This is a genomic window from Alkalibacillus salilacus (assembly GCF_030812915.1).
Taxonomy (GTDB): domain Bacteria; phylum Bacillota; class Bacilli; order Bacillales; family Alkalibacillaceae; genus Alkalibacillus; species Alkalibacillus salilacus.
In genome coordinates, this window is record NZ_JAUSTQ010000002.1 from 36,824 (window position 1) to 51,247 (window position 14,424).

A 14,424-nucleotide genomic window follows, 5' to 3' on the forward strand; every position below is an offset into this window, starting at 1 on the left:
ACATCTCCTTTTATTGGACGATTAAGCATAAGAGTGTAATCCAGAAATAACTAAGTTGATTACAATTAAATTAAACATAATAATTACAAAACCAACGACTGCAAGCCATGCGGATTTCTTTCCATGCCAACCACGTGTTAAACGTAAGTGTAAAAATACAGCGTAGAATAACCAAGTCACAAGAGCCCAGACTTCTTTCGGATCCCAACCCCAGAAGCGGCCCCAAGCTTGTTGTGCCCAAATAGATGCAAAGATTAATCCACCAAGTGTAAATAAAGGGAAACCAATAGCAATCGCTCGGTACATTATGTCATCAACTATATCTGGGTTAATTTTATCAAACTTTTGATTTAATAACGCAGAAACTCTACGGCCTTTTAAGATTAACCGAAGCAATCCATACAGGATGCCACCCAATGTTAATGAAAGAACTAATGTATTTAATTTCAAACCAGCGTCTGCACCTTGCATCCAACCCGGTGTTTCGATACCAGAGTTAAAAACACCTTCTGTAACTAACTCTGAATCATGAGGCTGGAACAAAGCTGGCATGGAATAAGTCACATCAACCGTTTGTTCTTCTAATTCTTTAGTAAATGTTGCTTCATAATCCATAGCACCGAAACTACTAGATAAAATAATATAAGCAATTGTAGAAACAACACCAAATAAAATCAGTTCTAAGAATGTTGTTTCTTTACTAGATTGAGATTGATCGACTCGTTTGATTAAGAATAACAAGCCAGCTATGAAGCTTATAGACAATATTGCTTGAGCTAAGGCAACCGTTGTGACGTGAATATACAGCCAATTTGATTGTAGTGACGGCACTAAAGGCGATATTTCCTGTGGGAACATACTTCCGTAACCAATGATCACCACAGCTATAGGTAATGCAATTAAGCCCAATGCAGGAATCCCATAGATGAAATAAATTACCACAAAGGCTAAGATAAGCATCATACTAAAGAAGTAGATATACTCAAACATATTACTGACTGGAATATGTCCCGCTTGAAGCCACCGGAAAATGTACGATGTCATTTGAGATGCAAAACCAATGATCGTAAACGTCATAGCAATTTTTATAGCTTTTGATTTTTTATTGGATTCTCTGTTTTTCCCTAAGGTTAATCCAAAAAATGCTGTCGCAATTAAATATAAGAAGAATGTAATATTTAAGAACAAACTACTTAATTCATAGAAACCCATGAAATGCCTCCTAAGCAAACAATGTCATTACTTCATTTCTTGTTGGTCAACAAATGGTTTGACATTCGTTCCTTTTCTGATTTTATCCAGTTCTTGGTTCATACCATACCAGTTTTTATTCGTATGGACACCAATATGATAACTCCCATCTTTTGGATGAATCCATATCCGTCTATGATACCAATATAATCCTTGTAATACACCAATCATGAAAATACCTGCCCCTAGTCCAAAGAGCGGTAATGTATTATCTTTTTTCACAGTTAAACCTGAAGCTGAACGGCGATCAACATCTGAGACACTAACGTTTGCTTGGTTATTATCTGCTAAAGGTATAACTTCTTCTTGTAAATAGAAGAAACGCTCGTCTTCATCTAGGTCAGGACTACTGACTGTGAATATAATACCTGGATTACGTGGATACTTCGAAAACGAAGATGGTCCTTCATCTGTAAACTCTAACTCAGGATACCAATTGTCAATTGTAATCGTAGTATCGCTTTCCTCTAAATTAAATTCAGAAGGTGCTTCATCGGTATCAAATGTGAAGCCTCCCAGTGATTCATCGTTCACCTGTAACTCCATAGAAATAGAATTATATTCTGATTCAACTTGTGTACCTGATTGGTAAAGAGAATAACCATCAAAAATAACGGGTTGATTTAATCTAATCTCTCCTTCGGTCACCCTTTCTAATTCAGGTTTTTCTCCCAATACTGGGTCATTGGTTGCCCGATAAATCGTTGCATTCGTTTGAAAGTTTTTCGGTACTGGATTCTCTACATCTTCTAATGCCCTTGTAAATCGTTCTTCAGTCTCTGGGTCATAAACTTCATAAATAAATTCATTGTTTTCGACAAAATATTCTTGACCCGTTCCTGGAATTGCTTGGACCTCACCTTCACGTACCCATACGTAATCATCAATGTGCATGACTTCAAACATTCTAAAAATCGAAGCTATTAGAATAATAATCAAACCGATGTGATTGACGTATGGTCCCCATCTTGAAAAGCGATTTTTTTCAGCAAATATATGGCCATTTTCTTCATGTACTTTATACCGTTGTTTCTTTAGATTAGTTTTTAATGTGTTCAAATCGTTTTCAGAAAGTTCATTGTCGAAGCTGACGACTCGTTGACGTTTAACAAAAACTTCATTCTTTTTAGTCTTTTGATTCTTTAACGCTCTCCGTAAAGGAACATAGCGATCAATACTTGAAATAATAATTGAAACGCCAATTAACGCAACTAAAATTATGTACCACCAAGAATCGTACATATTATGGAATCCAAGTTGATAGAATATTTTTCCAGTCAAACCGTATTCTTCTTCATAGAAAACAGACGATGGTAAAGGGGAATTCTTAAATTGTTCTTGCGGATATATGGTCCCGAGCGCAGAAAAAATTAGCGTCATTACAATTAACCATACACCAACCTTAACTGAAGAAAAGAATGCCCAAATCTTATCAACAAAGGTTCGTTTATACGTCTGAGAACGACGAGCACCACCTTCATAACGCATCTCTAGAACATTTTGTTGATCATTACCATCAATGTGCTGATTTTTTTCAATAGGCTTACCGCATGCTTCACACAGCACAGTTCCTTCTTTATTTTCATGTCCACATTCACATCGTATTGTTTCGTTAGCCATTACGATCCCTCACACTTCACGACTTCTCGGGTAATATTTCTTGAAAGTAACCTTCTAAACTTTCTAATGTCACAGGACCACGGACAATGCGTTCAATGGTGCCATCTGGATTAATAAAGAAAGAAGCGGGCAAATTCGTCACTTCGTAAACATCCATCACGGTTTCTTGTCGGTCAATTGTACTTGGAAAGGATAAATCAAGGCTATTATAAAAGTTATTAATGACTGATTCATTTCGGTCTACACTGACAGCGACAATTTCAATTCCTTGGTCTTTATAATCTTGATAGAGTTGATCCATATAAGGCATTTCTTTCTTGCATGGTTCGCAATAAGTTGCCCAAAAGTTTACCATGACACCTTGTCCACGTAATTCTTTCAGTTCAATTGTTTCTCCGGATTTATCTAATCGATCTAATTTAAAATTGGGAGCTTCTACCCCTTTTTCTAAATCAGGTCTTTCAGAATTCGCATTAACGATTAAAACGAAGACTAATGTTCCAACTAAAAGTGTTAAGACAACACTTCTAAATATTAGACGTTTTTTCTTCTTATTCACCGATAACCCTCCTACACTAACATTGTATCATGAGTGATTTTATCAGTATTTTGTGATGTTTGAACATTATTTAACATTTTGGTTCGTCAAATCCGCCAATTGTTTGACTTCATGTGGTGTTAACTCTCGATATTCTCCAGGTTGTAAATTCCCTAATGTTAATGTTCCGAATCGTTCTCGTCTTAATTTTTCAACTGAATAACCTAAACTTTCAAACATTCGTTTCACTTGACGGTTTTTACCTTGATGAAGTACAAGTTCAACTTTTGAAACATTTTTACGTTTATCAATTTCAATAATTCGTGCTTTCACAGCTTTTAATCGTTCACCTTCATGTTCAACTCCCTTTTTAAGCTGTGTTAAATCTTTTTTATCAAAGATCCCTTTTACTTTAGCAACGTAAACTTTGTCGACTCCATACTTAGGGTGAATTAACTTATTTGTCAAATCACCATCATTAGTAAGTAACAAAACACCTGTCGTATCGTAGTCTAAACGTCCAACAGGATAAACTCTTTGTTCAATGTATGGTGAAAGATAATCAGTAACAACTTGGCGATCTTTATCGTCTTGAACAGAAGACAATGTTTGACGCGGTTTATTGATTATATAATATACTGGCTGTTCTTTCTCAATTACGATATCATCGACTGCCACACTATCTTGCTTGGAGACTTTTGTACCTAGCTCTGTCACAACTTTATTATTCACTTTGACTCGTCCAGACACAATCATGTCCTCTGCCTTTCTTCTAGATGTGACCCCGCTATTAGCAATGACTTTTTGCAATCGTTCTTTATTTTCACTCATACTGACACCTCTTCATTTCTTCATTAATTATATTATGGCATAAGAAAAGCGCTAACACTACGGTTAACGCTTAGTTACTCTCATTATGATCCAAACAATAGATAACATACGATTAACGATGCTATTATACCAATCAAATCTGCTAACAGTCCAACTTTAAGTGCATCCCCCATTCTCTTAATACCTACGGCACCAAAATAGACAGTTAACACATAAAGCGTCGTATCTGTACTTCCTTGCATGGTTGAAGCTAGCCTACCTATAAATGAATCCGGCCCTTCTGAACGAATCAAGTCTGTCGCAATACTTAGTGACGCTGTTCCTGAAATCGGTCTTGTTAGTGCTTGAGGAACGATTTCAGGTGGAACATTGAAAATAGCCAATAAAGGGTCTATGACATTGACAAATGCATCTAATGCACCTGAGGCCCGGAATATACTAATAGAAACGATCATCCCTAATAAAAAAGGAAGCAAAGAGACTGCCATCTTTACACCCTCCTTACCTCCTTCAACAAAAGTTTCATAAGTTGGCACGCGTTTATAAGTCCCATGAAGAAATACCGTAAGTAAAAGAAGCGGAATAATCCAGTTACTTATCTGTACAATCATACAGCTTGTCTCCTCTTTCTTCGATAGTAAAAATAGCGATCAATCAAAATAGCACCAATAGAAGAAACGAGTGTCGCTAATATAGTAGAAATCACAATATCAGTTGGACTAATTGAATCATATCGCATTCGAATAGCAATCATTGTAGTCGGGACTAGAGTTACACTAGAAGTGTTTATGGCGAGAAAGGTTATCATAGACCTTGAAGCTACTTCACTATCACCATTTAATACTTTCATTTCATGCATCGCCTTAATTCCAAGTGGCGTCGCTGCATTACCTAAACCAAAAAGATTTGCAGATACATTAGATAAAATATACCCCATTGCTGGATGATCAGCTGGAATGTCAGGAAACAATCGTGTGAATAACGGTTTGAATAATTGGGCTAATGAATTTAATAGCCCCGACTTTTCAGCAATTCTCATAATACCTAACCAAAATACCAAAACACTAACTAAGCTTATGGTTAATGCTACTGCCTCTTCTGCACTTTGGAAAATAACTTCATTGACTTCTTCAATGGTGCCATTAAAAAACGCATAGATAATGCCGATGACAGCTAAACCAACCCAGATAATATTTACCATGTTGGACCACCTTGTAAATGTTGAAAAGCTTCCGAGATCATTGTACGAAAGGATGATAATGGTTTCTCTTCTTCCTCAGTAAAAGTAATCGGTATTTCTGGTTGATCTTCTAATTGCTCAAATCCATATTCATAAAGTTCTTTATGGTCTTGCCAGTCACGCTTAGCATCGATAGTCACAACAACAAGCTCGTGATGATCTTGTTTAGCAGTTGTAACCAACGTTCGTCCAGCTGTGCTTGTATATCCCGTTTTACCACCCGTACAGACATCATCATACGTCATCAATAATTTGTTTTTATTATGCCAAGGATAATCTTCTTCTTCAGATAAATATGTTTTAGAACCGAAGATCTCTCTAAAAACTGGCTCTGAATTCATAGCGTACCGTGTTAACTTAGCCATATCTAAAGCGCTTGAATAATGCCCTTCTTCATCTAAACCGTGTGGGTTTTGAAATTGGCTTTGTGTCATACCTAACCAATCTGCTTTTTCATTCATTAAGTAGGCAAATCCACCCTCACTACCCGCTATATGTTCTGCAATCGCCACTGCAGCATCATTGCCAGAACGAAGCATTAATCCATAGATTAAATCTCGTAATGGATACTGATCTCCTGGTTTTGTATAAATTGAAGAACCAACTGTACTTGCTGCTTGTTGTGATATTTCAACAGACTGATTAAGATCTCCATGCTCAATAGCTACAATAGCTGTCATGATTTTAGTAATACTCGCTATAGATTCTTCAGAATTGGCGTCTTTATTAAACAAAACTTCTCCTGTTTCCATATCAATAACGACTGCATGATGAGCCGACAAACTTGGTTCTGCTTGAACAGAATGTGGTAAAACATAAAACAAGATCATCATCACTATGAATATGCGTATCAGTTTCATCATTCATCCCCTATCCCTAAACCTTGTCCTTTCCTACAGCATTCTATGTTTGTGTCATTTGAGATATGAAAATCATGAGAGAAATAACGTTAAATATATAAAAAATTCGGCCAATCCATTAATGGATTGGCCGAAGGGGAATCGAACCGTTAAACGGCTTCTAAATAATCTAATTGTTCCCGTAAATCTTGAAAAGTAGGTTCAATTTGTTGCGACAAATTAAGCAAATCATCACCGGGGTCATATTGAAATTCAATTGATCGTTTGTCACGATAAGAAGCTCGACTGTCTTCATACCATAAATCATCCTTTGGAGAGAAAAACTGATTAACACACTTGTGATAAACGCCTTTAAGGATCTTTTCAAGCATATTAGTATCTAGAGGTTCAGACCGAATCAAACGTTTCAAAGCGTTTTTCCCTTCCATGCAATAAACTTCTAAGAAACGAAACTGTTTAATCACCCTTCCAATATATTCATAATTCAATGATTTATCTTGTTCAACGATTGAAGTAACACTCTTCTCGTTTAAAAAGCAAGTTAATTTTTGTTCAATCTCTTGCAATTGTTTATAAATTTGTTCAGCCTGTGAGAATAATTGTGTGCTCATTGGCACTGGTTGACCTCCCTAATTGATCAAGTTTTAAATTAATGGTTCTCGATTTCATTAAAGAATAAATCAGCTTCTTCTAAAGCGTGATCCACATCTTCATTCGGTAATGGTGGTAATTCTTCCAGTGAAGTCAAACCAAAGAATGTAAGAAATTCTTTAGTTGTCTGAAATAAAATCGGGCGTCCACTCGTTTCCTTGCGACCACATTCTTCAATTAGAAATCGAGATACTAGCGTTTGGATTGGACCATCACTTTTCACACCTCGAATATCTTCTATTTCCACTCTGGTTATTGGTTGTTGATAAGCGATAATAGAAAGTGTTTCTAATGCCGCTTGTGATAATTTTGATTGAGAAGTCGACTCTTGCATCTTCTCAAAATATAAGGCATGCTCTGATTTAGTCGTTAAATAATAAACGCCTTTTCTTTCCAAAAGCGACAATCCTCGTTGACTATGTTCATAGTCATATTTCAATTCTTCTAATAAAAGTTGTGCTGTTTCATCATTTACTGAAAGCACTTGTTTGATTTGATTCATCTCAAGCCCCTCATCACCCGAAGCAAATAACAAGCCTTCCAAAACGCCTTTAAATTCAGTCAGTTCCATGTTCATCCTCCATTAGTGCAACTGTGATGTCAGAAAAGTTATCCGATTGATAACACATAATCGTATACGTCTTCATTAGTTCTAATAATGCTAAAAATGTGGTGACAACTTCAAATTTTTCTTGATAAGAAAATAGATCATAAAAAGATGAACGCCCTTTTAATCGTTGAAGCGTATATATGACATCTTCCATACGATCTTCAATTGACACTTCTTGTCTTTGAATAGTTGTTTCCATAGGCGCTAATAATTTCTTACGTCGTAACACTTTTTGGAATGCTTCAGTTAAGTCAGTAACTGATAATACATCACTCCGTTTAACTACATATTCCGACTGATAAGGTGTCATATCCATCGGTGGACGAGTGAATATTTGGTTTGACTCTTGTTCTTTCTCTTGTAAGATGTTAGCGGCTTCCTTGTATTTCTTATACTCCACTAAACGTTGGATCAATTCTTCTTGAGGGTCTTCTTCATACTCATCTTCAACATCGAGTTCTTGTTTAGGCAGTAACATTTGACTTTTGATTTCAAGTAAAGTTGCAGCCATGACAAGGTATTCACTGGCGATGTCGAGATGTAGATCCTGCATGGTATGAATATAATTTAAATATTGATCAGCTATTTCTTTTAAAGGGACATCATAAATATCGATTTCATACTGATTAATTAAGTGTAATAATAAATCTAATGGCCCTTCGAATGAATCAATCTTAACTTTATATACTGATTCTGACATTTACTCACTCTCTTCACTACACTTTCCTCTTACTTATTATCGTATCAAAACTGGTGTCTAAAAGGAACAGACATCTGTCATTATTTATTAATAGGCTTTGTTAAAGTCCGTTGTTGATATTGTGATCCGCTACCGGTGGACGCTTTCCGCGGGCACGGCTCGAGCCTCCTCGGCCGAAAAGCGTGGCCTGCGGGGTCTCGAGACACGTGCTGTTCCCGTGACGGCCCGGACGGCCTAATGTCGACGTTGGTCACAGGACGTGACCGAACTTAGTCGACCGGGAGTCGCCACCTTCGCTTCTCACAATTCAACAACTAAGTGCTACATCATTTTGAAAATCAACATTAAATTTTAACAGAGCGTATTAATAAAAAAGGTTTCAACTTAATGATTATTAAGTTGAAACCTTTTTGAGTTTATTCAAGCGTGGCATTGCTCATAAAATTCTTTAGTCTGTTCGTTTCCACAAATAGTGTATTTCTCTCCATATTGTTCTTCTAATGCTTGAATCATTTGCTTTCCGATTCCTTGATTGCGATGCGAAGGGGTTACACTGATGTGTTGAATAACAAGGGTTTCATCTTCAAACCGCACACCTAGAGCACCTAAGATATCTTCTTCTTTCCAAAGAAATAATTGCCAATCGTCATTGGATTCATATTCTTTGATGGTTGTTTGAAGTTTTTTGACTTCTTTTTCGTCTGGCATAAAAGACAATAAGCCCATCGCAATCTTCTCGAAGCTTTTTTTATATTTGATTAACATAAAAACCCCTCTTTAACTAAGAACATCACGTTATAATGGTATGATTTTGCATTAAACATGTGCGTCTCGCTTAACATATCATAAACAATAATTTAGCATGACATGTAAGTTCACTATAATAGAATACGCTTTTTTTAGCTTTTGTCAATTCATACCGTGATATAGTCTAACGTGATACGAGTTAGGATTCAATTGTCACGGTTTGCATAACGTCACCAGGGCGTACTCGGTCTACAACATCCAAACCATCTGTTACTTTACCAAATACAGTATGGCGTCCGTCAAGATGTGGCTGTTGATCGTGACAAATAAAAAATTGACTACCACCTGTATCTTTTCCAGCATGTGCCATAGATAAACTTCCACGTTCATGTTGATAAGGATTGTCTTCTGTTTCACATTTAATTGTGTAACCAGGACCACCTGTGCCTGTCCCATTCGGGCATCCACCCTGAATAACAAAACCTGGTATTACACGGTGAAATGTTAACCCATCATAAAAACCGTCTTTTGCCAATTTCACAAAATTATCGACTGTATTGGGGGCACCATCCGGATATAATTCAAATTGAATTTGTTCACCATTTTCGAACTGGATTTTACCTTGTTTCATATTAATTCCTACCTTCTATTTTATTCATAAGTTAAGTCGAAACGTGTCAAATCTTGCACACTTTCTCTTTGAATCACTAATTGGTCCTTTCCATTTTCCACAAACACAACAGCAGCCTTAGGGAAGCGGTTATAATGACTAGCCATGGCATAACCATATGCTCCAGTAGAATAGACAGCTAATAAATCACCACTTTCCACTTTAGGAAGAGTTAAGTCCCAAATAAGCATATCGCCAGTTTCACAACTTTGTCCAGCAATAGCCACGGTTTCTTCCAAGGCTTGGTCACGTTTATTTAAAATCGTAGCCTCATATTCAGCTCCATATAACGCTGGTCGTATATTATCCGTCATACCACCGTTAACCGAAACATACTTCCTTACATTCGGTATATCTTTAATTGCTCCAATTTCATAAATTGTCACGGCCGCTTCACCAACAATTGATCGACCAGGTTCAATCCAAATTTCTGGTATAGTTAATTGGTACTCTTCTGCCGCCTTTTTAACAGATTTCACTAAGGCGTGCACATATTCAGAAAGAGGTAACGGCTCATCATCTTTGGTATATTGGATGCCGAATCCTCCTCCTAAATTAACAACTTCTGCTTCAAATTGATATCGTTCATACCACTCACTGAGTGCGCGAAATACTTTCTCTGTCGTCATCTCAAAACCTGTTGTTTCAAATATTTGAGAACCAATGTGACTGTGGACACCTTGCAAGTGGATGGAATGATGTTCCATTAGATGAGTTAAAGCTTGTTCTGCCTGTCCACTAATTAGGTCAAACCCAAACTTGGAATCCTCTTGTCCTGTTAGTATATATTCGTGAGTATGAGCCTCAATACCTGGCGTTATTCGAATAAGTGCATTAATGGTTTGTTGTTTTTCTTCTAATATTTCTTCAAGTAAAGCGATCTCATAGAAATTATCAATTACAATACACCCTACTTGATAATCAACTGCCATTTCTAAAACTGTTCGACTTTTATTATTACCGTGGACATGGACTTTTTCCATTGGATAATTTGCTTGAATAGCCGTATGAAGCTCTCCTTCAGAAACGACATCTAAACTCATTTGTTCTTGTTTAGCAACTTGAAGCATCGCAATGGAAGAAAAAGCTTTGCTAGCATAAGCAACTTGATAATTTATATCATATTGTTTGAATGTTTCAACAAAAGAACGAGCATTACGTCTTATGTGATCCACATCGTAGACAAACAATGGTGTTCCGTATTTTTCTGCAAGTTCAGTTAGTTTTTGATCTGTTATATTAAACGCTGATTGACTCATAATTTCACCTGTCCGTTTCTGATTGCAATACAGTTAACTTATCATATAGGAAGTGTGCAAGCAATTTTTTTACCTCTAAAAAATATAAAACTTGAACCTATGAAAAGTCAATCATAGGTTCAAGTTTTGTTCGACTTTGTTCTTTTTTGATTTTGTGGATGAACGATACTTGGCCGTTGTTGTGCAAGCGGTACAGACACTCGAAATAATATATGATACATTGCACCTGGATTAAATGGAATAAGTGGCCACAAATAAGGAGTATTCAAAGAAAAAGTTCGAGCTAATAGTAAGACATACAATGTCGCTCCTAGAACAAGACCAATGACCCCCATCGATGCAGTTAAGATCACTAACGCAATCCTAGAAATTTTATTAGCCACAGACAATTCATAACTCGGAGTCGCATAACTTCCTATAGCTGCAATTGCTACATATAAAATAATTTCAGGCGTGAATAACCCAACATCTATTGCAATTTCACCAATCAATACCGCTGCAATCAAGCCTAATGCAGTTGAGACAGCTGTTGGTGTATGAATGGCTGCGATCCTCAAAAATTCCAAGCCAATATCAGCTAATAATGCTTGGATAACAATGGGAACATTCCCTTCTTCAGACGGTCCAATATAACCAAGGTTTTCAGGCAAACGTTCTGGTTCCATAACAAATAATAACCAAAGTGGTAATAAAAACAATGAAGCAAAAATCCCTAAAAACCTCACCCATCTTACAAAAGTACCCACAAATGGAACTTGGCGGTACTCTTCAGCATGCTGGACATGGTGAAACATGGTAGTAGGTGTAATCATAATAGTCGGAGATGTGTCCACCATGACAAGCACATGACCTTCAAATAAATGAGCTGAAGCAACATCTGGTCTTTCAGTATAGCGCACAAGTGGAAATGGGGTTTTCCCTTGTTTTAATATATATTCTTCGAGGGTTTTATCAGACATTGACATACCATCAACGTCAATTTTATCAATCTCACTTCTAACTGTTTCAATTAAGTTCGGGTCAGCTATATCGTTAATATACATAAGAGCTACGTCCATTTGAGAACGCTCACCCACTTGTTGAATTTCCAAACGAAAATGTTCATCTCTAACACGACGGCGTGTTAAACCAGCATTTTCAATGATATTCTCTGTATAGCCATCACGCGACCCTCTAACAACTCGTTCTGTGTCTGGTTCTTCCGGTCCTCTTCCTGGATAGTTACGGACATCGACTACAAACGCTTGATCAAAACCATCTACAAATACCACCAGTAAGCCAGACATAACTTCAGTCATCGCATTATCATATGAATCCATTGACTCAAATTGATGATTGACAAGACGGTTTTTTACAATCTCTTCAACTTTATCTCGATTAGATTCAACATCATTTATTTCAACAATGTTTTCCAATATTCTCATCACGAATCGCGTATCCACTAGCCCGTTAACATAGTAAAAATCTACATCTCGGCCTAAAACTTTAATTGTTCGGTAACCTATATCAAAGGAAACACCAATCCCCAATCTATCTTCCATTACTCGACGATTTTGTTTAATCGACCGTTTTATTTGATCTTCTTTCGACACGGTTACTCACACCTTTATCCTTTTGGTTTAAAAATGACGGCTACTATAAAACCGAATAAAATAGCAGATGCAATACCTGCAGACGTTAATTGAAAAATACCAATCGCAATCCCTAAAAAGCCATGTTCTTCTGCTTGTGACATTGCGCCGTGCAATAAAGAATGGCCAAAACTCGTGATCGGTACTGTTGCGCCTGCACCAGCAAACTCAATTAATCGATCATATAATGAAAAACCATCTAATACAGCTCCTGAAACGACAAATAACGACATCACATGAGCTGGCGTTAATTTAAAAATATCTAATAGTAATTGACCAATAACACATATGGAACCACCGACAATAAACGCCCAAACAAAATCCATGATCATATTGCATCACTCCGTTTTAATACAACACCATGCGCAATACAAGGAATTGATTCTTTCTGTTGCATCATAGTAGGATTGAGAAGTGCACCAGTTGCGACAACCAAAACTCGATTCAGGTTTCCACTGCGCAATTGCTGAATAACATGTCCATATGCTACAAGCGCTGAAGAGGCGCAGCCACTACCACCAGCGAAAATATTTTGATCCTGATGATAGATCATTAACCCGCAATCATCATGAACCGTTTCAATATCTACACCAGATTGATACAGAATTTTTTTTAAAATAGGAGTCCCTACACTCGATAAATCACCTGTTAAAATTAAATCATAATCATTTACTTCTCGATTAAAATCAGTTAGATGTTGAAGAATTGTATTAGCAGCAGCCGGTGCCATTGCCGACCCCATATCAAGTGGATCTTGAGCTCCGTAATCGATCACTTGACCAATTGTTGCTCCCTCCACTTGTATATGGCTCGTTTGTGATGACACTAACGCAGCCCCCGCCCCAGTTACTGTAGAAGTTGCTGTGTCAGGCTTTTGACCACCATATTCAGTGGGGTAACGAAATTGTCTTTCTGCAGTAGCATAATGACTTGATGTTGCTGCTAAAGCAAATTGATTATCTTGACTATTAATCAGTGAACCAGCTATCGCCAAGCTTTCCATCGACGTTGAACAGGCCCCAAACACACAAAGCATTGAACTGGAGTAGTCCCTGGCAACATAATTACTCGTAACATTTTGATTAAGCAGATCACCACTCACAATTAAATCTAACGCATCTTCCCGAATTCCTGATTTTTCCATACACAAATTTGTTGCTTTGCTTAATAAATTCTGTTCTGCTTGCTCCCACGTTTTTCCATCACAATGAAGTTTTTCATACGAATAATCAAATGTTGACCCTAATGGCCCCTGCTTTTCTTTAGGCCCTGAAACCGTTGCTGTGTCAATTATATAAACACCATTTTGAAACAACCACGATTGCTTCCCTTGTTTCATTTTACTCACCTTAACTTCCTAGTATTGTCTGCGCAGTAAATCGAATTAAGCCAACTACATAGGCAGCTACAGTACCAAACACAATCACTGAACCAGCTAGCTTGAACATATTTGTAGCTACGCCTAAAACTAACCCTTCACTTTTGTGTTCCAATGCTGCACTAGCTATTGAATTCGCAAAACCTGTAACAGGTACAGCTGAACCAGCACCTGCAAATTGGCCCAGTTTGTCATATACACCAAAACCCGTTAGGATGGCTGCGATCAGAATTAATGTCGTAATGGTCGGATTCCCAGCTTCTTTTGCAGTGAACCCAAACATTTCCATGTACAACACCGTTAATCCTTGACCAACAACACAAATCAGACCACCAACTACGAAAGCTTTAATACAATTTTGAATTAAATTTGGCTTCGGTTGATACGGTTTAATCGATTGTTGGTAGTTATCTTTTGTAATCATAAGTTAATTGACCT

Annotated in this window: 17 protein-coding genes; all 17 read right to left on the reverse strand. The window is 37.1% G+C overall.

The window, feature by feature from the left end; all coding sequences use genetic code 11:
* Positions 1–21: 21 nt before the first annotated feature.
* Positions 22–1,212 (reverse strand): c-type cytochrome biogenesis protein CcsB, encoded by a 1,191-nt coding sequence (gene ccsB / locus J2S77_RS02325; protein ID WP_306974291.1) that lies wholly within the window; start codon positions 1,210–1,212, stop codon positions 22–24.
* Positions 1,213–1,239: 27 nt separating this feature from the next.
* On the reverse strand, positions 1,240–2,871 hold the full coding sequence (gene resB / locus J2S77_RS02330) for a cytochrome c biogenesis protein ResB (protein ID WP_306974293.1): 1,632 nt from the start codon (positions 2,869–2,871) through the stop codon (positions 1,240–1,242).
* A gap of 16 nt (positions 2,872–2,887) precedes the next feature.
* A complete protein-coding gene (gene resA / locus J2S77_RS02335; protein WP_306974295.1) occupies positions 2,888–3,430 on the reverse strand; it encodes a thiol-disulfide oxidoreductase ResA in 543 nt (180 codons plus the stop codon).
* A 66-nt stretch (positions 3,431–3,496) separates the two neighbouring features.
* The gene (locus J2S77_RS02340; protein ID WP_306974297.1) at positions 3,497–4,240 is read right to left on the reverse strand and encodes a pseudouridine synthase; all 744 of its coding nucleotides are present in this window, start codon (positions 4,238–4,240) and stop codon (positions 3,497–3,499) included.
* Between the two features lie 83 nt (positions 4,241–4,323).
* Positions 4,324–4,851, reverse strand: a complete 528-nt coding sequence (locus J2S77_RS02345) for a spore maturation protein (protein WP_306974299.1) — start codon at positions 4,849–4,851, stop codon at positions 4,324–4,326.
* Entirely contained in the window at positions 4,848–5,441 is a 594-nt protein-coding gene (locus J2S77_RS02350) for a nucleoside recognition domain-containing protein (protein ID WP_306974301.1), read from the reverse strand. Before J2S77_RS02350 ends, J2S77_RS02345 begins: the two co-directional genes overlap by 4 nt.
* Positions 5,435–6,340, reverse strand: coding sequence for a D-alanyl-D-alanine carboxypeptidase family protein (locus tag J2S77_RS02355; protein WP_306974303.1), 906 nt, complete (start codon positions 6,338–6,340; stop codon positions 5,435–5,437). The genes J2S77_RS02350 and J2S77_RS02355 overlap by 7 nt, the downstream gene beginning before the upstream one ends.
* A gap of 149 nt (positions 6,341–6,489) precedes the next feature.
* Positions 6,490–6,951: a DUF3907 family protein gene (locus tag J2S77_RS02360; protein WP_306974912.1), complete on the reverse strand. Its 462-nt coding sequence runs from the start codon at positions 6,949–6,951 to the stop codon at positions 6,490–6,492.
* Between the two features lie 38 nt (positions 6,952–6,989).
* Positions 6,990–7,562, reverse strand: coding sequence for an SMC-Scp complex subunit ScpB (gene scpB / locus J2S77_RS02365; protein WP_306974305.1), 573 nt, complete (start codon positions 7,560–7,562; stop codon positions 6,990–6,992).
* A complete protein-coding gene (locus J2S77_RS02370; RefSeq protein WP_306974307.1) occupies positions 7,549–8,301 on the reverse strand; it encodes a segregation/condensation protein A in 753 nt (250 codons plus the stop codon). Before J2S77_RS02370 ends, scpB begins: the two co-directional genes overlap by 14 nt.
* Positions 8,302–8,721: 420 nt before the next feature.
* Positions 8,722–9,066 (reverse strand): GNAT family N-acetyltransferase, encoded by a 345-nt coding sequence (locus tag J2S77_RS02375; RefSeq protein ID WP_306974310.1) that lies wholly within the window; start codon positions 9,064–9,066, stop codon positions 8,722–8,724.
* A gap of 181 nt (positions 9,067–9,247) precedes the next feature.
* Entirely contained in the window at positions 9,248–9,679 is a 432-nt protein-coding gene (locus J2S77_RS02380) for a peptidylprolyl isomerase (protein WP_306974312.1), read from the reverse strand.
* 20 nt (positions 9,680–9,699) lie between these two features.
* Positions 9,700–10,977 (reverse strand): diaminopimelate decarboxylase, encoded by a 1,278-nt coding sequence (gene lysA, locus J2S77_RS02385; RefSeq protein WP_306974313.1) that lies wholly within the window; start codon positions 10,975–10,977, stop codon positions 9,700–9,702.
* A gap of 119 nt (positions 10,978–11,096) precedes the next feature.
* Positions 11,097–12,518, reverse strand: coding sequence for a spore germination protein (locus tag J2S77_RS02390; RefSeq protein ID WP_306974914.1), 1,422 nt, complete (start codon positions 12,516–12,518; stop codon positions 11,097–11,099).
* 65 nt (positions 12,519–12,583) lie between these two features.
* Complete coding sequence (gene spoVAE / locus J2S77_RS02395; RefSeq protein WP_306974916.1) at positions 12,584–12,934, reverse strand: stage V sporulation protein AE; 351 nt, start codon at positions 12,932–12,934, stop codon at positions 12,584–12,586.
* 2 nt (positions 12,935–12,936) lie between these two features.
* Positions 12,937–13,947, reverse strand: coding sequence for a stage V sporulation protein AD (gene spoVAD, locus J2S77_RS02400; RefSeq protein ID WP_306974918.1), 1,011 nt, complete (start codon positions 13,945–13,947; stop codon positions 12,937–12,939).
* Between the two features lie 10 nt (positions 13,948–13,957).
* Positions 13,958–14,410, reverse strand: coding sequence for a stage V sporulation protein AC (gene spoVAC / locus J2S77_RS02405; protein WP_306974315.1), 453 nt, complete (start codon positions 14,408–14,410; stop codon positions 13,958–13,960).
* Positions 14,411–14,424 lie beyond the last annotated feature (14 nt).